Source organism: Cellulosimicrobium sp. SL-1, from assembly GCF_011033075.1.
In the GTDB taxonomy this organism is placed as follows: Bacteria; Actinomycetota; Actinomycetes; order Actinomycetales; family Cellulomonadaceae; genus Cellulosimicrobium; species Cellulosimicrobium funkei.
In genome coordinates, this window is record NZ_JAACJC010000003.1 from 318,527 (window position 1) to 341,597 (window position 23,071).

21 protein-coding genes are annotated in these 23,071 nt (G+C 74.9%); 9 read left to right on the forward strand and 12 right to left on the reverse strand.

What is annotated here, in order from left to right:
• Positions 1 to 20: 20 nt before the first annotated feature.
• Together GWJ10_RS06255 and purL are read right to left on the reverse strand one after the other, a co-directional pair.
• Entirely contained in the window at positions 21 to 1,028 is a 1,008-nt protein-coding gene (locus GWJ10_RS06255; RefSeq protein WP_163186193.1) for an endonuclease/exonuclease/phosphatase family protein, read from the reverse strand.
• A 231-nt stretch (positions 1,029 to 1,259) separates the two neighbouring features.
• The gene (gene purL / locus GWJ10_RS06260) at positions 1,260 to 3,632 is read right to left on the reverse strand and encodes a phosphoribosylformylglycinamidine synthase subunit PurL (protein WP_061267112.1); all 2,373 of its coding nucleotides are present in this window, start codon (positions 3,630 to 3,632) and stop codon (positions 1,260 to 1,262) included.
• A 163-nt stretch (positions 3,633 to 3,795) separates the two neighbouring features.
• Between purL and GWJ10_RS06265 the strand changes: the two genes are divergently transcribed.
• The gene (locus GWJ10_RS06265; protein WP_021482313.1) at positions 3,796 to 4,071 is read left to right on the forward strand and encodes a hypothetical protein; all 276 of its coding nucleotides are present in this window, start codon (positions 3,796 to 3,798) and stop codon (positions 4,069 to 4,071) included.
• Positions 4,072 to 4,123: 52 nt separating this feature from the next.
• Here GWJ10_RS06265 and GWJ10_RS06270 read toward each other — a convergent pair whose 3' ends face one another.
• From GWJ10_RS06270 to GWJ10_RS06280, 3 genes are all read right to left on the reverse strand, one after another.
• Positions 4,124 to 4,510: a DUF1304 domain-containing protein gene (locus GWJ10_RS06270; RefSeq protein ID WP_061267114.1), complete on the reverse strand. Its 387-nt coding sequence runs from the start codon at positions 4,508 to 4,510 to the stop codon at positions 4,124 to 4,126.
• A gap of 70 nt (positions 4,511 to 4,580) precedes the next feature.
• A complete protein-coding gene (locus GWJ10_RS06275) occupies positions 4,581 to 5,126 on the reverse strand; it encodes a hypothetical protein (protein WP_163186196.1) in 546 nt (181 codons plus the stop codon).
• Positions 5,123 to 6,076: a LysR family transcriptional regulator gene (locus GWJ10_RS06280; RefSeq protein WP_076403593.1), complete on the reverse strand. Its 954-nt coding sequence runs from the start codon at positions 6,074 to 6,076 to the stop codon at positions 5,123 to 5,125. The genes GWJ10_RS06275 and GWJ10_RS06280 overlap by 4 nt, the downstream gene beginning before the upstream one ends.
• A gap of 91 nt (positions 6,077 to 6,167) precedes the next feature.
• On the opposite strand from GWJ10_RS06280, the gene GWJ10_RS06285 reads away from it, so the two are divergent.
• Both GWJ10_RS06285 and GWJ10_RS06290 read left to right on the forward strand, forming a co-directional pair.
• A complete protein-coding gene (locus GWJ10_RS06285; protein WP_163186199.1) occupies positions 6,168 to 7,298 on the forward strand; it encodes an EamA family transporter in 1,131 nt (376 codons plus the stop codon).
• Between the two features lie 62 nt (positions 7,299 to 7,360).
• Positions 7,361 to 8,824, forward strand: a complete 1,464-nt coding sequence (locus GWJ10_RS06290; RefSeq protein ID WP_061267117.1) for an APC family permease — start codon at positions 7,361 to 7,363, stop codon at positions 8,822 to 8,824.
• Between the two features lie 69 nt (positions 8,825 to 8,893).
• Here GWJ10_RS06290 and GWJ10_RS06295 read toward each other — a convergent pair whose 3' ends face one another.
• From GWJ10_RS06295 to GWJ10_RS06305, 3 genes are read right to left on the reverse strand one after another with little or no spacing between them, the layout of a single operon-like run.
• The gene (locus tag GWJ10_RS06295) at positions 8,894 to 11,212 is read right to left on the reverse strand and encodes an FtsX-like permease family protein (RefSeq protein WP_163186202.1); all 2,319 of its coding nucleotides are present in this window, start codon (positions 11,210 to 11,212) and stop codon (positions 8,894 to 8,896) included.
• Positions 11,209 to 11,862 (reverse strand): ATP-binding cassette domain-containing protein, encoded by a 654-nt coding sequence (locus GWJ10_RS06300; protein WP_163186204.1) that lies wholly within the window; start codon positions 11,860 to 11,862, stop codon positions 11,209 to 11,211. The genes GWJ10_RS06295 and GWJ10_RS06300 overlap by 4 nt, the downstream gene beginning before the upstream one ends.
• A 27-nt stretch (positions 11,863 to 11,889) precedes the next feature.
• On the reverse strand, positions 11,890 to 12,186 hold the full coding sequence (locus GWJ10_RS06305; RefSeq protein WP_128957619.1) for a hypothetical protein: 297 nt from the start codon (positions 12,184 to 12,186) through the stop codon (positions 11,890 to 11,892).
• A gap of 246 nt (positions 12,187 to 12,432) precedes the next feature.
• On the opposite strand from GWJ10_RS06305, the gene GWJ10_RS06310 reads away from it, so the two are divergent.
• Positions 12,433 to 12,873: an NUDIX hydrolase gene (locus GWJ10_RS06310; protein ID WP_061267120.1), complete on the forward strand. Its 441-nt coding sequence runs from the start codon at positions 12,433 to 12,435 to the stop codon at positions 12,871 to 12,873.
• Complete coding sequence (locus tag GWJ10_RS19785; protein ID WP_241005684.1) at positions 12,870 to 13,952, forward strand: DUF2599 domain-containing protein; 1,083 nt, start codon at positions 12,870 to 12,872, stop codon at positions 13,950 to 13,952. Before GWJ10_RS06310 ends, GWJ10_RS19785 begins: the two co-directional genes overlap by 4 nt.
• A gap of 287 nt (positions 13,953 to 14,239) precedes the next feature.
• Here GWJ10_RS19785 and GWJ10_RS06320 read toward each other — a convergent pair whose 3' ends face one another.
• Positions 14,240 to 16,372: an acyl-CoA dehydrogenase gene (locus GWJ10_RS06320; RefSeq protein ID WP_061267122.1), complete on the reverse strand. Its 2,133-nt coding sequence runs from the start codon at positions 16,370 to 16,372 to the stop codon at positions 14,240 to 14,242.
• Positions 16,369 to 17,112 carry a TetR/AcrR family transcriptional regulator gene (locus GWJ10_RS06325; RefSeq protein ID WP_241005685.1) on the reverse strand — a complete coding sequence of 248 codons (744 nt, stop codon included), beginning with the start codon at positions 17,110 to 17,112 and terminating at the stop codon, positions 16,369 to 16,371. Before GWJ10_RS06325 ends, GWJ10_RS06320 begins: the two co-directional genes overlap by 4 nt.
• A 285-nt stretch (positions 17,113 to 17,397) precedes the next feature.
• On the opposite strand from GWJ10_RS06325, the gene GWJ10_RS06330 reads away from it, so the two are divergent.
• The 3 genes from GWJ10_RS06330 to GWJ10_RS06340 are packed head-to-tail and all read left to right on the forward strand — an operon-like array spanning position 17,398 to position 21,246.
• A complete protein-coding gene (locus tag GWJ10_RS06330) occupies positions 17,398 to 18,780 on the forward strand; it encodes an acetyl-CoA C-acetyltransferase (RefSeq protein ID WP_163186207.1) in 1,383 nt (460 codons plus the stop codon).
• Between the two features lie 25 nt (positions 18,781 to 18,805).
• Positions 18,806 to 20,182: a 3-oxoacyl-ACP reductase gene (locus tag GWJ10_RS06335; RefSeq protein ID WP_076403616.1), complete on the forward strand. Its 1,377-nt coding sequence runs from the start codon at positions 18,806 to 18,808 to the stop codon at positions 20,180 to 20,182.
• Positions 20,179 to 21,246, forward strand: a complete 1,068-nt coding sequence (locus GWJ10_RS06340; protein ID WP_163186210.1) for a MaoC/PaaZ C-terminal domain-containing protein — start codon at positions 20,179 to 20,181, stop codon at positions 21,244 to 21,246. The genes GWJ10_RS06335 and GWJ10_RS06340 overlap by 4 nt, the downstream gene beginning before the upstream one ends.
• A 100-nt stretch (positions 21,247 to 21,346) precedes the next feature.
• Here GWJ10_RS06340 and GWJ10_RS06345 read toward each other — a convergent pair whose 3' ends face one another.
• Positions 21,347 to 21,946 (reverse strand): GNAT family protein, encoded by a 600-nt coding sequence (locus GWJ10_RS06345; protein ID WP_163186213.1) that lies wholly within the window; start codon positions 21,944 to 21,946, stop codon positions 21,347 to 21,349.
• 91 nt (positions 21,947 to 22,037) lie between these two features.
• On the opposite strand from GWJ10_RS06345, the gene GWJ10_RS06350 reads away from it, so the two are divergent.
• Complete coding sequence (locus tag GWJ10_RS06350) at positions 22,038 to 22,211, forward strand: CsbD family protein (RefSeq protein ID WP_034652831.1); 174 nt, start codon at positions 22,038 to 22,040, stop codon at positions 22,209 to 22,211.
• Positions 22,212 to 22,340: 129 nt separating this feature from the next.
• Here GWJ10_RS06350 and GWJ10_RS06355 read toward each other — a convergent pair whose 3' ends face one another.
• Positions 22,341 to 22,988 carry a GNAT family protein gene (locus tag GWJ10_RS06355; protein ID WP_082774310.1) on the reverse strand — a complete coding sequence of 216 codons (648 nt, stop codon included), beginning with the start codon at positions 22,986 to 22,988 and terminating at the stop codon, positions 22,341 to 22,343.
• Between the last annotated feature and the right edge of the window lie 83 nt (positions 22,989 to 23,071).

Genomic DNA, 23,071 nt, shown 5'->3' on the forward strand with positions numbered 1-23,071 from the left:
TGGCGCCGGGTCCGTCGTCGTCAGGGGCGGGGCACGTGCACCGTCGCGACGATCGCGCGGTGGTCGCTGCCCACGACGTGCAGAGAGCCGACGTCGGTCACGACGTTCTCGCGGTCGGTCACCACGTGGTCGAGGTTGAGCACCGGCGGCACGACGCCGGGGCGCGGCGACCACGACAGGTCGAGCCCGCCGCCCGAGGCGCGCGACGCGTCGTGGAACCGGTCGCCCAGCAGCCGGCGGAACGTCGCGTGGTCGTGGGTGGAGTTGAAGTCGCCGACGAGCACCTGGGGCAGCGGGTCGCCGTGCGCGCGCTCGGCGAGCGCGTCCGTCTCCTCGTGCCAGATGTCCACGTACTCCGTGATCGGCGGGATCGGGTGCACCGCGGTGACTCGTACCGGGACGCCGTCGACCTCCACCGTCGCCGACGGCATCGCGTCGTTCGAGAACGGCTCGACGTCCACGTCGCGGAGCGGCAGCGCGCTCCACAGCCCGCTGCCCATGGCGCCGCGCCCGACCTTGCCGTCGGCGCTGTACGGCAGCACGTCCTCGATCCCGGCCGCGACGAGCCGCTCGCGCAGGTCCGTCGTGAGCTCCAGCACGGCGAGCACCTGCACGTCCTCGGTGCGGACGAGGTCGACGAGCGCCTCCGCGTCCGCCGCGCCGTACCAGGTGTTGGCACCCATGACGCGCAGCGTCACCGCGTCGTCGGGCGGCGCGGGGCCGGGCACGAACGCGGGCACGAGCCACACCGCCTGCACGGTGACGCAGACGGCGAGCAGCGCCGCGAGCAGCCACCGGCGCGCGAGCAGCGTGAGCACGAGCCCGACGGCGGCGCCCAGGGCGACGAACGGCGTGAACCCGACGAGCTGCGCGACGGGCGTCCACGCGTCGTCGGGCAGCATGCGCACGAGCGTGAGGAGGAGCACCGCGACGACGCCCGTGGCGAGGACGACCGTGAGGGGTCGGCCGCCCGGTCGGCGCCGCGTCGTGACGCGCGCGGGCGGGAGGCGCGTGGTGGCCGAGGTCATGCCCGGACTCTCGCAGCGCCGCCCCGCCGCCGCGACCCGCCCCACCGGCCCGCCCGGTGATCTCCACCGAACCCGCCCACCCGCCCGTCCCCTCCGTCCACCGAGCACGAGGTTGCCGTCGTTCCGGGGTCCGTCCCGACGCCAACCTCGTGCTCGACCGAGGGCTGGACCGGGACCGGACGACGACGCCCCGGTCACCACGTGGTGACCGGGGCGTCGGTGGAGCGGGTGTCAGCCGAAGATGGCCGGCAGCGTGCCGCGGAAGGCCGCGTCCGCCTCGCTGAGCGGGACGGTGAACAGGCCCGCGACCTCGAGCGCCTCGCCCGACTCGGCGACGGCGCCGGGCTCGGTGCCCGTCTCGCCGATCTTCAGGACGGGGACGCCGCGCGCGACGCACGCGTCGACGAGCTTGGACTCCTCGCCGCGGGGCACCGCGACGAGCGCGCGGGCCGTCGACTCGGAGAACAGCGCCTCGAACGGCGTGACGCCGTCGCGCTCGGTCAGCGCGTCGAGCGACACGGTGGCCCCGACGCCGAAGCGCAGCGACGCCTCGAGGAGCGCCTGCGCGAGCCCGCCCTCGGAGAGGTCGTGCGCGGCCGACACGAGGTCGTCGCGGCTCGCGTTGACGAGGACGCCGGCGAGCGCCTTCTCGGCCGCGAGGTCGACCCGCGGGGGCACGCCGCCCAGGTGGCCGTGCTCGACGTCGGCCCACGCCGAGCCGTCGAGCTCCGCACGCGTGGTGCCGAGGAGGTAGATGCTCTCCCCCGTCTCGCGCCAGCCCGACGGCGTGGCGTGCGCGACGTCGTCGAGCACGCCGAGCACGCCCACGACCGGGGTCGGGTGGATCGACGAGTCGATCTGCCCCGGCTCGCCGGTCCCGTTGTAGAGCGACACGTTGCCGCCCGTCACGGGGACGCCGAGCTCGCGGCACGCGTCCGCGAGGCCCTCGATCGCCTCGACGAGCTGCCACATCGAGTCGGGGTCCTCGGGCGAGCCGAAGTTGAGGCAGTCGGTCACGGCGAGCGGGCGGGCGCCCGTCGTCGCGACGTTGCGGTACGCCTCGGCGAGCGCGAGGCGGGCGCCCGTGCGCGGGTCGAGCTTGCCGTAGCGGCCGTTCGCGTCCGTCGCGAGCGCGACGCCGAGACCCGTGCTCTCGTCGACGCGGACCACGCCCGAGTCGTCGGGCTGCGCGAGCGCGGTGTTGCCCTGGACGAACCGGTCGTACTGGTTCGTCACCCACTCCTTGGACGCGAGGTTCGGCGACGCGAGGAGGCGCAGCGCCGTCGCGCGGAGCTCGTCGCCGCTCTCGGGTCGGGCGAGAGCGTCGGCGGCCACGGTGCGGGCGTTGAGCCCGTCCTGCCACGACGGGCGCGCGTACGGGCGGTGGTACACCGGGCCCTCGTGCGCGACGGTCCGCGGGTCGACGTCGACGATGCGCTCGCCGTGGTGGTCGATCGTCAGGCGGCCGGAGTCGTTGACCTCGCCGATGACGGCGGTCTCGACGTCCCACTTGGCGGTGATGGCGAGGAACTCGTCGAGCTTCTCCGGCGCGACGACCGCCATCATGCGCTCCTGCGACTCCGACATGAGGATCTCGCCCGCGTTGAGCGTCGGGTCGCGCAGCAGGACGTCGTCGAGCCACACGTGCATGCCGCCGTCGCCGTTGGAGGCGAGCTCCGACGTCGCGCACGAGATGCCGGCGGCACCGAGGTCCTGGATGCCCTCCACGACCTGCGCCGCGTAGAGCTCGAGGCAGCACTCGATGAGGACCTTCTCCATGAAGGGGTCGCCCACCTGGACGCTCGGACGCTTGGCGGGCACGCCGTCCTCGAACGTCTCCGACGCGAGGATCGAGGCGCCGCCGATGCCGTCGCCGCCCGTGCGGGCGCCGAACAGCACGACCTTGTTGCCGACGCCCGAGGCGTTGGCGAGGTGGATGTCCTCGTGGCGCAGCACGCCGAGGCACAGCGCGTTGACGAGCGGGTTGCCCTGGTACGACGAGTCGAAGACGAGCTCGCCGCCGATGTTCGGCAGGCCGAGGCTGTTGCCGTACCCGCCGACGCCGCTCACGACGCCGTGCACGACGCGCGCCGTGTCCGGGTGGTCGACGGCGCCGAAGCGGAGCTGGTCCATGACGGCGACGGGGCGCGCGCCCATGGAGATGATGTCGCGCACGATGCCGCCGACACCCGTCGCGGCGCCCTGGTAGGGCTCGACGAACGACGGGTGGTTGTGCGACTCGACCTTGAACGTCACGGCCCAGCCGTCACCGATGTCGACGACGCCCGCGTTCTCGCCGATGCCGACGAGCAGGTGCTTCTTCATCTCGTCCGTGGTGGCGGCGCCGAACTTCGACAGGTGGACCTTGGAGGACTTGTACGAGCAGTGCTCGGACCACATGACGGAGTACATCGCGAGCTCCGCGGCCGTGGGGCGGCGCCCCAGGATGTCGCGGATGCGCTGGTACTCGTCCGGCTTGAGGCCGAGCTCGGCGAACGGCTGGACCTCGTCGGGCGTGGCGGCGGCGTGCTCGACGGTGTCGAGCGTCGACGCGGCGGGACGAGCCTCGGAGCGTGCGGAAGCCTGGGGTGCGGGGGCGGTCATCGTTTCCCTCGGGTGGGCGCTGAGCGGGGAGCGCACGACGGCGCGCGGCCAGTCTACCGGCGCCCGCGGAGAGGCCGTCCTCGCGTCTCGCGTCGCGGGCGGCCGAGAAGTGAGACGAGCGTCTCGCCGTGCGGAAACCCGGTTTCCGGGTTCCGATGGAGGGGTGACCACCCTTCTCGAACCGACGTCCGGCACCGACCGCAGCAGAACCAGCGACCTCCTCGACCCGCACCTGGAGCGGCTCGGCCACGAGCTCACGCTCGTCGAGCGCCAGCTCAACGGCTACTCCCGGCGCACGGGCTCCTACGTGGGCCACGGGGCCGTCGAGACCGTCGAACCGGCGGAGGGCCGCTACCGGGACGAGCTCGAGGCCGAGCGCGAGCGCATCCTGTCGCGCCTCGAGATGCTCAGCGCCATGCGCGTCGCCGCGTCCTGCTGACCAGGCTCCCGGCCGCGACTCCGAGCGCGGCCACCGCGGTACGCGGGACGGCTCAGAGCGTCAGCCCCAGCACGACCCCCAGTACGCCGAGCGCGGGCGGGACGAGCTGGACGAGCGCCGCCCGCGCCTTCGACGGCGACGAGACGAGGAGCACGAGCCCCGCCGCGACCATGGAACCGGCCCCCGCGACCACGAGCGTCAGGCCGACGTCCTGCCGGTCCGCCGCGTACAGGACGATGCCGAGCACGACGAGCACCGCGAGGAACAGGTTGTAGAACCCCTGGTTGAAGGCCATCTCGCGCGTGGCCGCCGCCTCCTGCGGCGACGTGCCGAACGTGGCGCGCGTGCGGTCGCTCGTCCACGTGAGCGACTCCATGACGAAGATGTACACGTGGATCGCCGCGGCGACCCCCGCGAGCGCCAGCCCGAACCCGATCATCGTCGGTCCCTCCCGGTCCGCGAGGCCGCACGGTGCGCAGACCCCGGCGTACCGACCGGGTGTCGCTGCCTCAGCGCTCCTCAGCGTTCCACAGGAGCGGCTCGGCCGCCGCGAGCGCCACGGCCAGCGCGCCGACCACGAGCCCGACGCGCGTGTGCGGCAGCCGCACGCCGCGCTCGCGCAGCCGCTCCCCGCGCCGGTAGACCCACTTCTCGCCCACGACGACGAGGGTCGTCGCGAGCGCGAGCCCGGCCGCCGCGCCCGCGACGGCGACGCCCGCCGGCACCGGCGTGGCGTCGTCGTCGGTCGCCCAGGTGTTGTCCTCGCGCGGGGCGCCGTCGGCCGTCGCGATCTCGGGTTCCGCGTCGGTCTCGTCCGCGTCCGCCTCGCGGGCCGCGTCGCGCAGGGAGCGCAGGCCCTCGCGCGCCTCGGTCCCCTCGGTCGTCGAGGTGAACGTCAGCACGACGGCGGCCGTCGCGACCGCGGTCTTGAGGAGCGCGCGCGCCCAGCGCGGGCGGACGACGTCGGGCACGGCGTACCACGCCACGGTGGACAGCCCCGCGATCGCCACGGTGCGCGGGTCGGCGGCCCGTCGGGTCGGCGCGTGCTCGGTCATCGTGCCCCTTCGTCGGCAGGTGTGCTCACGGGGCCTAACGGCTCGCGGCCGTGCCGGGTTCCTGCGACGCGCAGGCGTTCGCGCAGGTAGCGCACCGCGGGGGCGTCGGTCATGGTCGCGCGCCACACGACCGTGACCGGGCGGGTCGGGACGGGCTCGTGCACGGGCACCGCGACGACGTCGGTCGGCAGCGGGCCGCGCCCGAGGCGCGGCACGAGCGCGACGGCGAGGCGCTGGGCCACGACCTCGACCTGCGACGCGAACTCGAGGCACCGGAAGTCGATGCGCGGGACGCGCGGCTCGCGCGCGAACATGTGGCAGAACCACTCGTAGCAGATGGTGCCGTCGGGCGTGCAGACCCAGGTCTCGTCGAGCAGGTCCGACGGCGTGAGCGCGGCCCGCCCCGCGAGCGGGCTCGACGCGTGCACGAGCACGTCGGCCTCGTCGCGGAACAGCTCCTCGGCGCGCAGGCTCGGCGGGAGCGCGAGGCCGACGCCCTCCCAGTGGTGCACGAGCGCGAGGTCCAGCGTGCCCGCCGCGACGGCCGCGACGGCGTCCCACGGCTCGGTCTCCTCGACGACGAGGCGCAGGTCCGGCACGTCGTCGCGCACCCGCGCGAGGAGCGGGGCGACGACGCCGCGCACCGCCGTCGAGAACGACCCGAGGCGCACGGTCCCCGTGGGGCGCGCCCCGGCGTCGTGCAGGCGGGCCCGCAGCGACTCGACCTGCTCGCGCAGCGCGCGGCCCTCCTCGACGACGCGCCGCCCTGCGGCCGTGAGGACGACGCCCCGCCCCTCGCGGTCGAGCAGGCGCGCGCCGAGGTCGCGCTCCAGGCGCTTCACCTGCTGCGAGACGGCGGACGGCGTGTACCCGAGGTCGCGTGCCGCGGCGTGCACGGTGCCGGTGCGCTCGACGGCGAGCAGGGCGTCCACGGCGGCGAGGTCGATCATGCAGCCGATGCTATGCGGAAGCCTGGCTACCGGGAACTGTGCACGACTGTGCGCTGGACGTGCACGATGCCGCGGGCGCACCCTCGATGCCATGCCGCTGCGCCCGTCCCTCCTCGCCGTCCTCGTCGCCGTCGTCTGGGGTGTGAACTTCGTCGTCATCGACCTCGGGCTCGGCGACATGCCGCCGACGCTGTTCGTCGCCCTGCGCTTCCTCGTCGTCCTGGTCCCGGCGGTGTTCCTCGTGCCGCGGCCCCGCGCGCGGTGGCGGGACGTGCTGCTCGTCGGCGCGTTCATGAGCCTCGGCCAGTTCGGCCTGCTGTACACCGCGCTCGCGCTCGGCATGCCCGCCGGGCTGGCGTCGCTCGTGCTGCAGGCCCAGGTCGGGCTCACCGTGCTGTTCGCCGCCGCGGCGCTGCGCGAGGTCCCGACGCGCGCGCAGCTCGTGGGCGTGCTGGTCGGCGCCGCCGGGCTGGTCGTCGTCGGCGTGGGCCGCAGCGCCTCGACGCCGGCCCTCGCGTTCGTCGTGACGCTCGCCGCCGCGGCGTCGTGGGCGGTCGGGAACGTCGTCACCCGACGCGCCGGGAGCCGCCGTGACCACGGCTCTACCTCGCGCAGCCAGGGCTCTCCCTCGCGTGACCTGGGCTCTACCTCCCGCGACCAGGGGTCTGCCTCGGCGGGGCGGGGCTCTTCCCCGCGGCCGGGGCTGGAGGGGCTGTCGATGACGGTGTGGTCGGCGCTCGTGGTGCCGGTCCCCATGCTCGGGCTGTCGCTCGCGCTCGACGGGCCGGACGCCGTCGGGCACGCGCTCACCCACCTCACGCTCGCGCCGGTCCTGTCGACCCTCTACACCGCCTGGCTCGCGAGCCTCGTGGGCTACGGGATCTGGAACACGCTCCTCGCGCGGTACCCGGCGTCGGCGGTCGTGCCGTTCACGATGCTCGTGCCGCCGGTCGGGATGCTCGCCGCGTGGCTCGTGCTCGACGAGGTGCCGAACGCGGCCGAGGTGGTGGGCGGTGCCGTGCTCCTGCTGGGCGTCGCGACGACGACGGGCGCCCTGCGGCGGCGGCGCCCGCCCGGCACGGCGGTCGTGCCCGACGCGGGGGCGCCCTCCGTCGCGGTGTCGTCCTCCCTCGCGGCAGGCCCGCCCTCTGCGCCCGCTCCCGGGCGCCCCGACGCGACCGCGACCGACGGTCCGACCGCGACACGCGCGCGTTCGCGCTGACAGGACGCCCGCGCGGGGGTTCCATGGGAGTCCGGGACGTCCGAGACGCGAAGGAGCCTCTCATGAGCGAGACCGCGGGCCGCACGCAGGAACGGCAGCAACCGGAGCTCAAGCGCGTCATGGGGCCCAAGCTGCTCCTGCTGTTCATCGTCGGGGACATCCTGGGCACGGGCGTGTACGCGCTCACCGGCCAGGTCGCGGGCGAGGTCGGCGGGGCGGCGTGGCTGCCGTTCCTGCTCGCGTTCGTCGTCGCGACGATCACCGCGTTCTCCTACCTCGAGCTCGTCACGAAGTACCCGAGCGCCGCCGGCGCCGCGCTCTACACGCACAAGGCGTTCGGCATCCACCTGCTGACGTTCGTCGTCGCGTTCATGGTCATGAGCTCCGGGATCACCTCGGCCTCCACGGCGTCCAACGCGTTCGCGGGGTTCGTCTCCGACGGGTTCGGGCTCGGGCTGCCGACGGGCGGCGACGGCCGCCTGCTCATCGCCCTCGCCTTCATGGCCCTCGTCGCGCTCGTCAACCTGCGCGGGGTCGGTGAGAGCGTCAAGGCGAACGTCGTGCTGTCGCTCGTCGAGCTGTCCGGCCTCCTGCTCGTCGTCTTCGTGGGGCTGTGGGCGACGACGCAGGGCCGCGCCGACTTCTCGCGCGTCGTCGTGTTCGAGAGCGCCGACGACAAGAGCGTGTTCCTCGCCGTCACCGCCGCGACGACGCTCGCGTTCTTCGCCATGGTCGGGTTCGAGGACTCCGTGAACATGGCGGAGGAGTGCAAGAACCCCGTGCGGGACTTCCCGCGCATGATGCTCACGGGGCTCTCGATCACGGGCGCGATCTACGTGCTCGTCGCGATCACCGCCGTCGCGCTCGTCCCCGTGGGCGACCTCACCGACGACGCCAAGGGGTCGGCGCTCACGCAGGTCGTCGCGGCGGGCGCGCCGAACCTGCCCTTCGACACGATCTTCCCGTTCATCGGGATGTTCGCCGTCGCGAACTCGGCGCTCATCAACATGCTCATGGCGTCCCGCCTGCTCTACGGGATGGCGAACCAGGGCGTGCTGCCGCGTGCGTTCGGCCAGGTGCACCCGTTCCGCCGCACGCCGTGGGTCGCGATCCTCGTGACGACGGCCATCGCGTTCGCGCTCATCGTGTACGTCGTGCGGCAGTCCGGGACCGCGGAGGGCACCAACGCGGTCGCCCTGCTGGGCGGGACGACGTCGCTGCTCCTGCTCGTCGTCTTCACGATCGTCAACATCGCGCTCCTCGTGCTGCGCCGCGACCGCGTCGACCACGAGCACTTCCGCACCCGCACCTGGCTCGCGGTGCTCGGCGCCCTCACGTGCGCGTACCTCGCCGGGCCGTGGGCCCGCAGCGCCGAGCAGCAGGAGCAGTACGTCATCGCGGGCGCGCTCGTGGCCCTCGGGGTCGTGCTCTCGTTCGTCACGTGGCTCTACAACCGCTCGGTGCGCCACCGCCGGATCGCGTTCTCCGACGTGTCCCGCCTGGAGGACGGCATCGACGACGAGTGACCGACGACCCGCCGTTCGGCGGGAGGCGCGTGGGCACCGCGGGACCGACGATCGGCCGCGCCACCCGCCTCAGCGCCGCGCGAGAGACTGCCGCGGCACGGGAGCCAGGAGCCACGCGGCGGCGCCCGACCCCAGCACCGCGACGAGCACCGGTAGCCACCACGCGTCTCCCGCCCCGGAGGGACGGGCTCCGGCGACCAGCGCGAACGCGCCCGCGAGGACCGCGGCGGTCCCGAGGCCCAGCAGCACCGCGGGGAGGACCGACACCAGGCTGCGCAGCACGAGGACCCCGCGCAGCATCCGCGGACGTGCTCCCACGGCGGCCAGGGCGCGCAGCTGAGGCGCGCTGTCCTCTGCCCAGGCCGCGACCAGGAGGAGGACGACGAGGACGACGAGCCCGCTGCCGACGAGGAGCGTGGTGCGGGCGATCGTGTCGAGGACCCCGACGAGAGGCGGCCCGGCCTCGACGACGAGCTCGGCGGTGCCGGAGACGTCTGCCGGCAGCGCGGTCCGGACGACGCTCTCGTCGATCGCCCCGGTCTGAGGGACGAGGAAGGAGAACCCCAGCCCGCTCCTCTCCTCGAAGAGCCCCAGCTCCACCCCGCGCTCCGCGGAGACGATCAGGGCCGGAAGCCTGCCGAACGTCGCGTACCCGTCGACGGCGACCGGATCGAGCGCCCGGCGGAAGTCCGTCTCGGACTCGCTGTAGCCGGGTGGCGGCACGAGCACCACGTCGTCGTCCGGCTCGACCAGGAGGAGCCCGTCCCCCTCGTCGAGGGCGCTCCTCTCCTCGGCCGTGACGTCTCGACCGAGGAGCGCCGCAGCCTCGTCGGCGCCGTCCACCAGGAGCACCGACCGGTCGTCCTGCAGGGTTGCTCGGTCGAGGCAGTCGTCGACGGCCCCGGCGCGCGCGCACCGGGTGAAGTCGCTCTCGAGGACGACCGGGACGTCCGTGCCCGCCGAGTCGACCGTGAACGACGCCCGTGCGTCGTCGATCACCCGGAGGTTGCCGCTCACCTCGATCGCCGACCGCTCGGCGTCGGTCAGCGCTCGGCCCGTCCGGAGCTCCGCATCGCCGACGGGCACCGCCGCGACGTAGGCCGTGACCGCCCTCTCCCGGGCGGCCTCCACCGTCGCCAGACCCGCGCAGCTCACGGCGACCGCCGAGCCGACGACGACCACCCCGACCCTCCGAAGTCCCCGGGATCGGGTCGCGAGGCGTGCGGCCACGCGCACCGTGTAGCCACCGCGGCGCGTCCACGCGGGTCCCCTCCCACGAGCCGGCTCCCCTGCCGCGGCAGGCTCACGGACACCGCCGACGACGACCACGAGCACGGCAGCGCTCGCGAGCGCAGCGGCGAGGATCCCCGGGAGCCACGCGTAGTCGATGCCGCCCCAGTCCTGGTGGACGACGCCCGAGAGCAGCGCGACGCCCACGTGCGTCACGACTGCCCCGAGCACGAGGCCGACCGCCGCACCACCTCCCGCTGCCGCGCCCGCGTGGACCGACCACACCGTCCGCCGCTCGCGCCTCGTCGCACCCAGCGCGCGCAGGATCGCGTCCTGGCGCCCGCGCGCCTGCGCCAGCGAGGCCGTCGTGGCGCCGAGGACGCCGGCGGCCACCAGCCCGACACCGCCCAGCACGAGATCGACGTCGACCAGGTCCGTCGGAGGCTGAGCCGTGAAGCCGCCTCGTGTCGCCACCGTGAGCCCCAGGTCGCGCAGACGCTGGCCTGTCACGAGCGGGTCCGTGCTCTCGACCAGCCATCGGGGAGTCAAGGAGCTCGACGCGCCGTCCACGATCTGCTCGAGCTGCGCTGCGTCGGCCCCGGCCGGGGAGATCAGGAAGAACGCGGCGTCGGTGGCGCCGGCGTACCGCACCTCGTCGGTGAAGGTCAGCGCGACGGTCGACCCGGCAGTCCGGACGCCGACCGTGTCTCCGAGGACGACCCCGAGGCGGTCGGCCGCTGCCGGGGACAGCGCGAGCTCCGGAGAGCCGGAGACGTCGCGGGCGAAGGTGACGATCCCCGTCGTCATCGGGTCCTCGTAGGCGACGACCCGCCCGTCGAGCATCTGCGACGCGGTGCCCGCGACGAGCGTCGTGCGCAGGTCGGTGTCGGTGAGCACGCGAGCGATGCCGGTCCCGGGCCCGGGCTCGACCTCGGGCACGGACGCGACGTCGCCCCCCGCGAAGCGTGCCTGGAGGTCCGCCTCGCCCATGGCGATGCGCGCGAGCTCCTCACCGGAGTACTGGGCGCTGCCGCGCACCGAGAACACCGCGAACGTCCCCGCGACGACGACCGCGACGACGACCGCCAGCAACGCGGAGTGCCGCCACAGCCCCCGCAGGTTGCGCACGCCCAGGCCCGCGGGGGTGACGGCTCTCATCCCACGAAGCCCTCGTGGAACGCCACGACCTCGTCGGCACCCGCGGCCACGACGGGGTCGTGCGTGACGACGATGCAGCACTTTCCCTCGGACGAGAAGTACTTGAGCTGTTCGACGACGATGCGGGTGTTCTCCTCGTCGAGCGCTCCCGTCGGCTCGTCGGCGAGCACGACGGGATGTGGTGACGCCAGGGAACGCGCGATCGCGACCCGCTGCCGCTCGCCGCCCGAGAGCGTCGTCGGCAGCATGGTACGGACGTCGGTGATGCCGAGCCGCTCGAACCAGCCCTCGACCTGGGCCTCGGCACCGCGGACCCCTGCCACCCTGAGCCCGAACAGGACGTTCTCCTCGGCCGTGAGGGTGTCGACGAGGTTGAGGTCCTGCGCGATCGTCGTGACCGAGGTCCGTCGAAGCGCAGACTTGTCCCGGAGCCGACCGACGTCTCGCCCGGCCACGTGCACCGACCCGGCCGACAGCGGCACCTCTCCGAGGACGGCCCGCAGGAGACTGGTCTTGCCGCTCCCCGACGGGCCGACGACGGCCGTCACGCACCCTGCGCGGAACACCCGTGAGAACCCGCGGAAGAGGGGGCGCGCCACGCGCCCCCTCCCCACCACGAGCGTCGCATCCCGGAACTCGACCGTGGTCATGCTCTGCTCCCTACGACGCCGTGGTCGCTAGTACCCGCGGACCTCGTAGGAGTAGCCGCGGGCGCCGAACAGGCAGAAGCCCCCGGTCGAGCTCTGGTACGCGCGAACCCAGGCGGTGGCCGTGTCGGGCGCAGCCGTGCAGTCCAGCTTCCCGCGCGCCTCGGTCCGAGGACCGACGGTCGTGCACGAGATCCGCGGTGCGCTCTGACCGGCGCCGTTCCTCAGGATCTGCCCCGAGCAGTTCGCCCACAGCGCGGCCTCCGCCGACCCCTGGACGAGCACGGCCCCTCCGAGGGCCAGTGCCGCCGCGGTCACGGTAGCCATGATCTTTCGCCTCATCGCGATGTCCCCTTCCTGACGCCCCCCTGGGACGAACGGGAGGATCGTCCTCTCCCGCCCGCGTGCTCGGGGGGACCTTCCACATGCTGACACGGACGTCCGTCGACGACGTCGCCTCCCGGGGCGGGCGGCGGGCTCCGTCACCGACCAGCGCCCCGAGCTGGCCTCCGGGGAGCCGAGGGACCGACGCACCGCGCCGGACGGAGGGAGCCCGTCGCGCATGATGGGTCCATGCAGATCCGCGTCGCCGCCTACGCCGTGGTCGTCCGCGAGGACGGCCGGATGCTCCTCCCCCACTGGAGCGAGGGGGACCGCGGCGGCTGGACGCTGCCCGGCGGCGGGATCGACCCGGGCGAGGACCCCGCCGCCGCGGCCGTCCGCGAGGTGCGCGAGGAGACCGGCTACGACGTCGAGCTCGACGGCCTGCTCGGCGTCGACAGCCTCGTGATCGACGCCGCCGACCGGATCCGGCCCGAGGACCGCGACCGGTCGCTGCACGCGATCCGCATCGTCTACCGGGCCCACGTGGTAGGCGGCGAGCTGCGCGTCGAGGAGGACGAGTCGACCGACGACGTCGGCTGGTTCACGCCCGACGAGGTCGACGCGCTGGACCGCGTCGGCCTGGTCGACGTGGCCCGCCGCTGGGCCGGCCTGCTCCCCGTGCCGTCGTGACCCGCCCGCGCCGGGTCGCCGACGGGCGGCCCGGGACGACGGTGCTGGGCGCGCTCGCCGTCGGCGTCCTGGTCCCGGTCGCGCTCGCCGCGTGCACGCCCGGCACCCCGCCGCCGGACCCGGACGTGGTGACGTCCGCACCGGCGCGGTTCCCGTCCCCCGGCCCTGGCGCCACCACGGAGGACGGCCGCGCCGCGGACGACCCGGACGGCGACCGGAGCGGCGACGCCGAGCTCGCGTCCCTGCGGGTCCCCGTCGGGACGGCGACGGTCGAGATCGCCGTGCCCCCGCCGGCGTCGGGCGGGGCGGCACCCCCTCGGGTCACGGCCGACGCCGAGGGCGCGTCCGACGTCACGCTCGCCCTTGCGGGTGCCCCAGCCGTGGTCTCGGTGGAGGACGGCTCGCTCGTGCGCCACCCGGACGGCACGCTCACCGTCCTGGACGACGGCGGCACGCCCGTCGGCGGGCTCGGCGCCCCGCGCGTCGTGGGCCGGCACGGCGCGCCGGGCACGCCCGGCGCGGACGGCGCCGACGGTGCGAACGGGGCGAGCGGGGCAGAGGGCGGGACGGCCGACGGCACGGACGCCGGCCCCGCGGCGGACACCCCCGCACCCGGGACCCCGCGCGTCCGGGTCGCGCTCGTCGACACCCACCGCGCGGAGGTGACCCTCGTGGGGACGGCGGGTACGGCGGGGACGGCGTCGGGCGGCGACGACGCGGCGGGCGCTCCCGACGGGGACCCGGACGGGACCGCGACGACCGACGACGCCGGGGCGTGGGAGGTCGTCGTCCCGCTCGGCACGCGCGCGGTGCGGAGCACCGACTGGGGCGAGCGCGAGGGCGGCCGGTCGCTCGCCGTCGACCCGACCGCGTGGGCCCGCGCCGCGGGGCAGGCGGGCCAGGAGCTCGTGTGGGCGCAGGTCGTCGCCGCCGAGCCGGAGGCCGACACCCCGACGATGCACGACCAGCTCGTGTGCCACGCCGTCGGCGCCCCGGACAAGGCGACGTGGAACCTCGAGCCCTGGCGGCCCGACGTCGGGCTCCTCGCCACGATGTCCGCGCGCTGCAACCCCGCCTGACCGCCCGCCGTCGACCCGCACCCCCCGCTCGGCCGAACACCGGCTCGGCCGCCGAGCACGACGTCCCTCCCCGTCGAGCACGAGGTTCCTGTCGGCATGTGCCTCGGAACGAGAGGAACCTCGTGCTCGGCGACCGAGACGGAGAACGAGACCGAGACGGCAACGGCCCGGGCGGCACGACGGCTGGTGGACGTCGTGCCGCCCGGGCCTGACCCTCGGCAGCGGTACCGCTCCGCCTGCGACGCCGAGGACGTTCCGGGGTGGCGCCGAGGACGACGCCGGGGTGGTCAGCGGGCCTGCGGGCCGCCCTTCGCGGCCTTGCGCAGCGACTTCTCGCTCCGCGGCTCGTCGCCGCTCGCGCGCAGGCGCCGGTAGTAGTCGCGCGCCTCGTCCTGGCGCTCCTTCTCGATGCCGGTCGCGATCGTCGCGCGCAGGTGCTCGGGGCCGTAGCCCCAGGCGTCCACGAGGTCCTGCGCGTGCGGACGCAGCCGGTCGATGAGGCGGTCCAGGTAGCTCGTCACCGTGCGCGCGCGCTGCGTCGAGAGGCGCCCGTTGAGCAGGTACCAGGCGAGGTGCCGCTCGACGAGGCTCAGGCCGAACAGGTCGCGCACCGTGGTGAGGACCTCGCGCGTGCCCGCGTCCTCGATCGTGTCGAGCGCCTGCGTGAACGCCTCCCAGCGCAGCAGCTCCGCGTGGGCGCGGGCCGCCTCGACGAGCTCGACCTGGTGGGCGTTGAACAGGTTCGTCGCCGTCTCCGGGTCGGCCTTCTGCGCGGGGCGCAGCGCCTGCGCGACGTCCGCGACCATCGTCTCGACCCGGTCGGTGAGCAGCGCGCGCTGCGTCTCGGGGTCGCGCAGGTGGCCGGCCGCGCGGCGCGGGTCGCCGACGTCCGCGAGCGCCTGGGCGGCCCGCTTGAGCGGCGTGCGGTGCAGCGCCATGTCGCCCGCGCGCTCGACGACGACGCGCGCCATCTGGCCCGGGGTGATGCCCTTGAACTGCTTGCCGTAGTCCGCGAGCAGGCGCTTCGCGACGAGCTGGAGCAGCACGGTGTTGTCGCCCTCGAACGTCGCGTACACGTCGAGGTCGGCGCGCAGGCTCGTGATGCGGTTGGTCGTGAGGAACCCGGCCCCGCCGCACGCCTCGCGCGTCTCCTGGAGCACGTCGAGCGCGAACCGCGTGCTCGTGGCCTTGAGCGCGGCCGCCGTCGTCTCGAGGTCCTCGCGCTGCTCCGGGGTGTCCTCCTCGCCGGAGAACACCGAGTGGAACAGGTCGAGCAGGCGGTCGTGCGCGAAGTGCGCCGCGTAGGTCTCCGCGATGGGGACGATGAGGCGACGCTTGTGCGTGCCGTAGTCGAGGAGCACGACCTCCTCCGTCGGCGTCGCCCCCGTGAACTGGCGGCGCTCGTTCGCGTACCGCACCGCGATCGCGAGGCCGAGCTTCGCCGCGGTCACCGCGGCGCCGTCGAGCGACACGCGACCCTGGACGAGCGAGCCGAGCATCGTGAAGAAGCGGCGCCCGGGGCTGTCGATGGGGCTGGAGTACGTGCCGTCGGCGTCCACCGAGCCGTAGCGGGCGAGCAGGTCGGTGCGCGGGACCCGCACGTGGTCGAAGTGCAGGCGCCCGTTGTCGATGCCGTTGAGCCCGCCCTTCTGGCCGTCGTCCTCGCCGCCCACGCCGGGCAGGAAGGGCAGCCGACCGAGCTCGTCGCGCTCGCCCGCGGTGTCGCGGATGGGCACGTAGAACGCGTGCACGCCGTGGTTGACGTTCTTCGTGATCAGCTGCGCGAACACGACGGCGGCCACGCCGTGCACGCCCGCGTTGCCGAGGTAGTCCTTCCACGCCCCGCGGAACGGGGTGTGGATGACGAACTCCTCGGTCTCCGGGTCGTACGTCGCCGTGGTGGCGATGCTCGCGACGTCGGACCCGTGGCCGATCTCCGTCATCGCGAACGCACCCGGCACCGAGAGGTCCATGGCGCCCGGCAGGAGGCGGTCCTGCTGCTCGGGCGTGCCCAGGTGCAGGATGGCCGAGCCGAACAGCCCCCACTGCACGCCCGCCTTGATCTGCAGCGACGGGTCGGCCGCGACGAGCTCCTCGAACCCGGCGAGGTTGCCGCCCGCGTCGTCCGCGCCGCCGAGGCGCTCCGGGTACCCGCGCCACACCTGGCCCTTGCCCACGAGCAGGTGCATCTGCTCCAGCACGCGCTCGCGGTGCTCACGCAGGCTCAGGCCCTCGATGCGCTGGAACGCCTCCTCGCCCGCGGTCGCGCGCGCCGTCGCGCGCAGGTCGGCCCAGCGGCCGAGCAGGATCTTCTCGAGCGCGGCGACGTCGACGCGGGCGTCGCCCTGCGACGTCGGGCCCGCGTCGCCGGCGCTCGTCGTGCGCGGTGCGAGCGCGGGACGGTCGGACGTGGCGGTCATGGCTTCTCCTTGGGGTCTGAGGCGGTCGCCGGGTGCGGAGGGCGGACGGCGTCCGGGCGGGTCGTGCCCGGGTTGTGGGAGAGGACGCCGACGGGGCCGGCCCACAGCCACGCGGCGACGCGCTCGGTGAGCTGCTCGCGGTCGGGGACGTCGGCGCGCTCGCGGTGGGCGAGCCACCACTCGCCGGCGCCCCGGACGAAGCCGACGGCGCCCGCGGCCCACGCCGCGGCGTCGGCCGGGGAGACGTCGGTGACCCGGGCGAACGGCTCGGCGACGAGCTCGATCACCGAGTCGAGGAAGGCGGCGAGCGGGGCGCGGTCGGCGCCGCCCGCGCCCTGGGTGAGGCCGCTCGCCGCGAGCTGGGCGGCGGGCTCCTCCGTCCCCGCGACGGCGCTCGTCCGGGTGACGAAGTAGTACACGTTGGGCGAGCTCTCGATCATCTCGAGGTACACGCCGACCATCGCGCGCAGCGCGCGCTTGGGCGTCTCGGCGGCCTCGGCCGCCTGGGTCAGGGCGTCGTGCATCTGCCCCACGACGGCGGAGCCCAGGGCGACCTGGAGCCCGGTCTTGTCGTCGAAGTAGCGGTAGATGATCGACTTCGACGTGCCCGACGCCGCCGCGATCTCGTCCATGGAGACCCCAGGGCCTCCCCGGTGCACCGCCTTGCTCGCCGCCCGGATGAGCTCCGCGCGGCGCGCCGCCCGGTGCTCGTCCCAGCGGGTCGACCGACCGTCGACCACCGCGGCCGGCTGCACCCGCCCTCGGGTGACCGGTCGCGCGTCGGCACCTGCGTTCACGTCGTCCTCCGTTGCGCCCGACCTCGATGTCGTCGGCACCTCGTCACGGGTGCCGTGCCGGGGCAGGGCACAGCCCTGTGACCCGACTCACGAAACCGAGAGTATCAGGTACTCTTGGTATTGGACACCAACCGGTCCTCTCCCCCGCCTCGCGCACGCCGTGCCGAGGCGCTCTCCCGGGCCGGCACCGAACGCAGCGCAGCGAGCACGGACAGGAAGTGAGGCACAGTGGCCACCAGCACCAGCCCCCGCCCGACCCCCGAGCAGTCCCCCCGGGAAGACGCCCCTGCGGGCGCTCCCCGCGACGCGTGGGTCGTGGGCGGGAACCGCATCCCGTTCGCCCGCGCCGGCAAGAAGTACGCGTCCGCGAGCAACCAGGAGATGTTCACCGCCGCGCTCGAGGGGCTCGTCGCGCGCTTCGGCCTCCAGGGCGAGCGGCTCGGGGAGGTCGTCGGCGGCGCCGTGCTCAAGCACTCCCGCGACTTCAACCTCGTGCGCGAGTCGGTGCTCGGGTCGTCGCTCTCCCCGCAGACCCCGGCCTACGACCTCCAGCAGGCGTGCGCGACCGGCCTGGAGGCGACCATCGCCGTCGCGAACAAGATCCGTCTCGGCCAGGTCGAGTCGGGCGTCGCGGGCGGCTCCGACACCGTGTCCGACGCCCCCATCGCCGTGAGCGAGGGCCTGCGTCGGGCGCTGCTCGAGGCGAGCCACGCCAAGACGTTCGGCCAGCGCGTCAAGGCGTTCGCGAAGGTCCGCCCCGCCGACCTCGCGCCCCTCACGCCCGCGACCGACGAGCCGCGCACCGGCCTGTCGATGGGCGAGCACCAGGCGATCACGACGGCCCGCTGGGACATCTCGCGCGAGGCGCAGGACGAGCTCGCGCTCGCGAGCCACGAGCGCCTCGCGGCCGCGTGGGACGCCGGGTTCTTCGACGACCTCGTCACCCCGTTCCGCGGGCTCGTGCGCGACGACAACCTGCGCGCCGACTCGTCGCTCGAGAAGCTCGCCGCGCTCAAGCCGGTGTACGGCAAGCGCCTGGAAGGCGTCACCCCGACCATGACGGCGGGCAACTCGACCCCGCTCACCGACGGCGCGTCGACCGTCCTCCTCGCCTCGGCCGAGTGGGCGCGCGAGCGCGACCTGCCGCTCCTCGCGCGCGTCGTCGACGCGGAGACCGCCGCCGTCGACTTCGTGCACGGCCACGAGGGCCTGCTCATGGCCCCCGCGCACGCGGTCCCCCGCCTGCTCGTCCGCAACGGGCTCACGCTCGGCGACTTCGACCTCTACGAGATCCACGAGGCGTTCGCGTCGACCGTGCTCACGACGCTCAAGGCCTGGGAGGACGACGAGTACTGCCGCACCGAGCTCGGGCTCGACGGCGCGCTCGGCTCGATCGACCGCTCGCGGCTCAACGTCAACGGCTCCTCGCTCGCCGCGGGCCACCCGTTCGCCGCGACCGGCGGGCGCATCGTCGCGACGGCGGCCAAGCTCCTCGCGCAGCGCACCGCCGAGACCGGGGCGCCCGCGCGTGCGCTGATCTCCGTGTGCGCCGCGGGGGGCCTCGGCGTCGCCGCGATCCTCGAGTCCGTCCCCGCGACCGACGCCGCCTGACGCCCCGACGACCGAGAGGAACACCGTGACCGACTCCTACGTCCAGGCCGTCAACTCCGGCTTCACGAAGACGCTCGCCAAGAAGCTCGGCCTCCCGCGCCCCGCGGTCCTGCGCCGCTTCCGCGCGGGCGACCCGCTCACCGTCGGGCCCGTGCTCGTGCTCGGCGGCACGCCCGGCGTGCGCGACGACGCCGACCTCGTCGCCGAGGCCCTGCTCGGCTGGGACCTCGACGTCCGCCAGACCCCGGACGACACGACCCGCTGGGGCGCGGTCGTCGTCGTGCTCAGCGGGATCGAGCGGCCGCAGGACGCGTCCGCGCCCGTCATGGCGCTCTCGGCGACGCTCCGACGTCTCGCGCCGAACGGCCGCGTCGTGACGATCTCCCGGGCCCCCGCCGACACCGACTCCCCCGAGCTCGCCGCCGCCCGCGAGGGCGTCGACGGGTTCCTGCGGTCCGTCGCCAAGGAGCTGCGCTACGGCGCGACCGCCAACGGCATCCAGGTGACCGACGACGCCCCTGTCGACAGCCCGAGCGTCCTCGCGACCCTCCGCTTCTTCCTGTCCGCCAAGTCCGCGTTCGTCGACGGCCAGCTCCTCCGGGTGGGCCCGAGCGCGACCGACGGCGCGGCGGGCAGCACCTCCGCCGACCTCGACCAGCCGCTCGCCGGCAAGGTCGCCGTCGTCACGGGCGCGGCCCGCGGCATCGGGGCGCAGGTCGCCCGGACGCTCGCGCGCGACGGCGCGAAGGTCGTCGTGGTCGACGTGCCCGCGGCGGGCGAGGCGCTCGCCCGGGTCGCGAACGAGATCAAGGGCACGGCGCTGCAGCTCGACGTGACCGCCGACGACGCGGGCGCCCGGATCCTCGAGCACGCGCGCGCACGGCACGGCGGGCTCGACGTCCTCGTCCACAACGCCGGCATCCTGCGCGACAAGCTGCTCGCCAACATGTCGCCCGACAAGTGGGACGCGGTGGTCGCGGTGAACCTCGCCGCGCAGCTGCGGATCACGGAGTACCTGCTCGGCGCGAACGGGTTCTCCTCCGCGCCGCGCGTCGTGTCGCTCGCCTCGACGAGCGGGATCGCGGGCAACCGGGGCCAGGCGAACTACGCGTTCTCGAAGGCGGGCGTCATCGGGCACACGCGCGCGTTCGCCCGCCTGCTCGCGGCGCCGGGCGGTCCGGGCGGGACGGCGAACGCCGTCGCGCCGGGCTTCATCGAGACGGACATGACGGCGTCGATCCCCTTCGTGCAGCGCGAGGTCGCGCGCCGCGTCGCGTCGCTGCAGCAGGGCGGCCAGCCCGTGGACGTGGCCGAGGCGATCGCGTTCCTCGCGTCGCCCGCGGCCGGGGGCGTCAACGGGCAGGTGCTGCGCGTGTGCGGGCAGAACGTGGTGGGCCGGTGACGGCGCCCGCGGGCGCCCCGGCGCGCGTCGAGACGCTGCCCGCCGTCCCGGGTCTGGGCGGCCTGTACGTGCGCGGGCTCGCGGCGTCGGGCCGGATCGCGGCGGCGCACCGGCTGCCCGTCCGGGGCGACCGGACGGAGCTCACGCTCCCGGACGTCACCTACCGGGTCGCGGCCGCCCCGACGGGCGACGACGCGGCGTCGGGCCACGTCGGCAGCGCCGCGCACCTCGCGCGGTACGTGCGGCTCGTGGGCGAGGCGCCGTCGGACGTCCTGCCCGCGGGGTACCTGCACGTGCTGGGGTTCCCGCTCGCGACGGCCGTCATGGTGCGGGCCGACTTCCCGCTCCCGCTGCTCGGCATGGTGCACCTCGCGAACTCGGTGTCCGTGCTGCGCCCCGTGCGGCTCGGGGACGCGCTCGAGGTCCGCGCGTGGGCGCAGGACCTGCGCCCGCACCGTCGCGGGGTCCAGGTGGACCTCGTCACGGAGGTCTCGGTGCTGCGCACGGACGACGAGCGCGCCGCGGGGAGCGGGCTGGCCGCGACGACGCTCGCCTACCGGGGCGTCTCGACGTACCTCGCGAAGGGCGCCTCCCTCCCGGGCGGCCCCGCCCCGGCCGACGCCGACGGCCCGCCCGCGTTCGTCCCGCCCCTGCCCACCGCACGGTGGGCGCTCGGGGCGGGGACGGGCCGCGCGTACGCGGCGGTGTCGGGCGACCGCAACCCGATCCACACCTCGGCGCTGGGCGCCAAGGCGTTCGGGTTCCCGCGGGCCATCGCGCACGGCATGTACACCGCGGCGCGGGCGCTCGCCGAGGCGGGCCCCGGTCGCGGCGACGCCTACGACTGGACCGTCACGTTCGCCAAGCCGGTGCTGCTGCCCGGCACGGTCGACGTCGCGCTGCGCCCGGCGGGCGACGTGCGCGCCGAGGTGCGGGACGCCTTCGGGCAGGTCGCGGCGGCCGTGCCCGACGGCGCGGGCGACCCGGGCACGGGCGTCACCTACCAGGCGTGGGACGGCAAGGGCCGCCTCCACCTCGCGGGCCGCGTCACCCCGCGTCCCTGACCCCCGCCGCCGAGCACGGGGTCGATGTCGTTCTGGAGCGCATGACGACACCTACCCCGTGCTCGACGCCACGCAGGCTCGTGCTCGGCGTGCCGGTCCGTCAGGGCAGGCGGGCGAGCAGGCCGTCGCGGACGGTCGGCCACTCGTCGCGGAGGACCGAGAAGTAGGCGGTGTCCTGGCGGGAGCCGTCGGGCGCCACGCGGTGGCTGCGCAGGACGCCCTCCGGCACCGCGCCCAGGCGCCGGATCGCCCCGATGGACCGGCTGTTGCGGGCGTCGGCGCGGAGCGCGACGCGCGCGACCCCGAGGTCCTCGAACGCGTGCCGCAGCAGGAGGTACTTGCAGGCCGGGTTCGTCGTCCCACCCCACCACTCGCGCGCGTAGAACGTGGACCCGAGCTCGACCCGGCCCTGCGGCGGCACCCACTCGTAGAGCGACGTCGAGCCGCGGACCACGGCGTCGGCGGTCGCGCCGTCCGCACCGGGAGCGCTGGAGGCGCCCAGGACCGCGAACGCGAGCCGGCCCGGCGCGGCGACCGCGTCGCGCACGTAGCCCTCCATCGCCTCCGTGCCGCGCGGGACGGCGCTGGACATGCCCGCCCAGATGCCGTCGTCGACGAGGGCGCCGAGCGCCGGCGCGTGGGTCGCGGCGAGCGGTTCGAGGCGGACGCCGAAGCCTTCGAGGACGGTCTCGTGCTGCACCCGCACATCCCACCACACCCCGGTGGCTCGACCGCGTGCGAAGCCGGCCGACCGTGGTTACGGTCGAGAGGTACCGACGAGAGGAGCTCCCATGGGACTCGGAGACAAGGCCAAGCACGCCGCCGAAGAGGCGGGTGGCAAGCTCAAGGAAGGCGCGGGCAAGCTCACGGACAACGAGCGGCTCGAGGCCGAGGGCCAGGGCGACCAGGCCAAGGCCAACGTCAAGCAGGCGGGCGACGACGTCAAGGACGCGTTCGACCGCTGACGTGCTCCACCGTTCTGCTCACGAGGGCTCCGCTCCGGCGGGGCCCTCGTGGCGTCTCCGGGACCGTTCGACCGGGACGCGACGACCGGGATGCGACGACCAGGACACGACGACCGGGAGCCGCGACGGTCAGGATGCGGCGAGCGGCCGGACGTCGGCCGACGGCGCCGGGGCGAGCACCGGCACGACGCGCGGGGCCGTGATCCGCGCGAGGAGACCCACCTCGACCCCGGGCCACTCGGGCGCGAGGATCGAGAACAGCACGGAGTCGGCGCGCGTCCCGTCGGGCGCGGTGCGGTGGCCGCGCATGACGCCCTCCTCGTGGGCGCCGAGACGGCGCATGGCCCCGAGCGAGCGCGCGTTGCGCGTGTCGACGCGGAAGCCGACCCGGTGCACGTCCCACGTCTCGAACGCGTGGCGCAGCAGCAGCCACTTCGCCACAGGGTTGACGAGGCTCCCCCACGTGGAGCGCGCGTAGAACGTGCGGCCCACCTCGACGCGGCGGTCGACGAGCGACAGATCGCGGAACGCGGTGCTGCCGAGCACGGCGCCGGGCGCGCCGTCGGGGCCGACGGCGCGCACGACGAAGCCCGTGAGGTCCGGGGCCGCGCGGGTCGCGGCCACGAGATCGGCCATCCCCGCGACCCCGTAGGGCAGGGGGATGCTCATCCCTGACCACATCGCCTCGTCGACGAGGCCGGCCAGCGTCTCAGCGTGCTCCAGGGCCAGCGGTTCCAGCCGGAAACCGTGCCCCGAGAGGACGACGTCGTGCAGCACAGCGCATATCAGAGCACACGCGGAACACCGCGCCAAGAGGGTCCGGCGACGCGGTGGACAACGCTCGGCGACGGTCCGGTGAA

Coding starts and splice junctions, on each gene's coding strand:
- GWJ10_RS06275 (WP_163186196.1), bottom strand. CDS start 5,126: ATGACCGAGCACGCGCCGACCCGACGGGCCGCCGACCCGCGCACCGTG.
- GWJ10_RS06300 (WP_163186204.1), bottom strand. CDS start 11,862: ATGACCACGGTCGAGTTCCGGGATGCGACGCTCGTGGTGGGGAGGGGG.
- GWJ10_RS06285 (WP_163186199.1), top strand. CDS start 6,168: ATGCCGCTGCGCCCGTCCCTCCTCGCCGTCCTCGTCGCCGTCGTCTGG.
- GWJ10_RS06270 (WP_061267114.1), bottom strand. CDS start 4,510: ATGATCGGGTTCGGGCTGGCGCTCGCGGGGGTCGCCGCGGCGATCCAC.
- GWJ10_RS06295 (WP_163186202.1), bottom strand. CDS start 11,212: ATGAGAGCCGTCACCCCCGCGGGCCTGGGCGTGCGCAACCTGCGGGGG.
- GWJ10_RS06310 (WP_061267120.1), top strand. CDS start 12,433: ATGCAGATCCGCGTCGCCGCCTACGCCGTGGTCGTCCGCGAGGACGGC.
- GWJ10_RS06255 (WP_163186193.1), bottom strand. CDS start 1,028: ATGACCTCGGCCACCACGCGCCTCCCGCCCGCGCGCGTCACGACGCGG.
- purL (WP_061267112.1), bottom strand. CDS start 3,632: ATGACCGCCCCCGCACCCCAGGCTTCCGCACGCTCCGAGGCTCGTCCC.
- GWJ10_RS06350 (WP_034652831.1), top strand. CDS start 22,038: ATGGGACTCGGAGACAAGGCCAAGCACGCCGCCGAAGAGGCGGGTGGC.
- GWJ10_RS06305 (WP_128957619.1), bottom strand. CDS start 12,186: ATGGCTACCGTGACCGCGGCGGCACTGGCCCTCGGAGGGGCCGTGCTC.
- GWJ10_RS06280 (WP_076403593.1), bottom strand. CDS start 6,076: ATGATCGACCTCGCCGCCGTGGACGCCCTGCTCGCCGTCGAGCGCACC.
- GWJ10_RS06320 (WP_061267122.1), bottom strand. CDS start 16,372: ATGACCGCCACGTCCGACCGTCCCGCGCTCGCACCGCGCACGACGAGC.
- GWJ10_RS06290 (WP_061267117.1), top strand. CDS start 7,361: ATGAGCGAGACCGCGGGCCGCACGCAGGAACGGCAGCAACCGGAGCTC.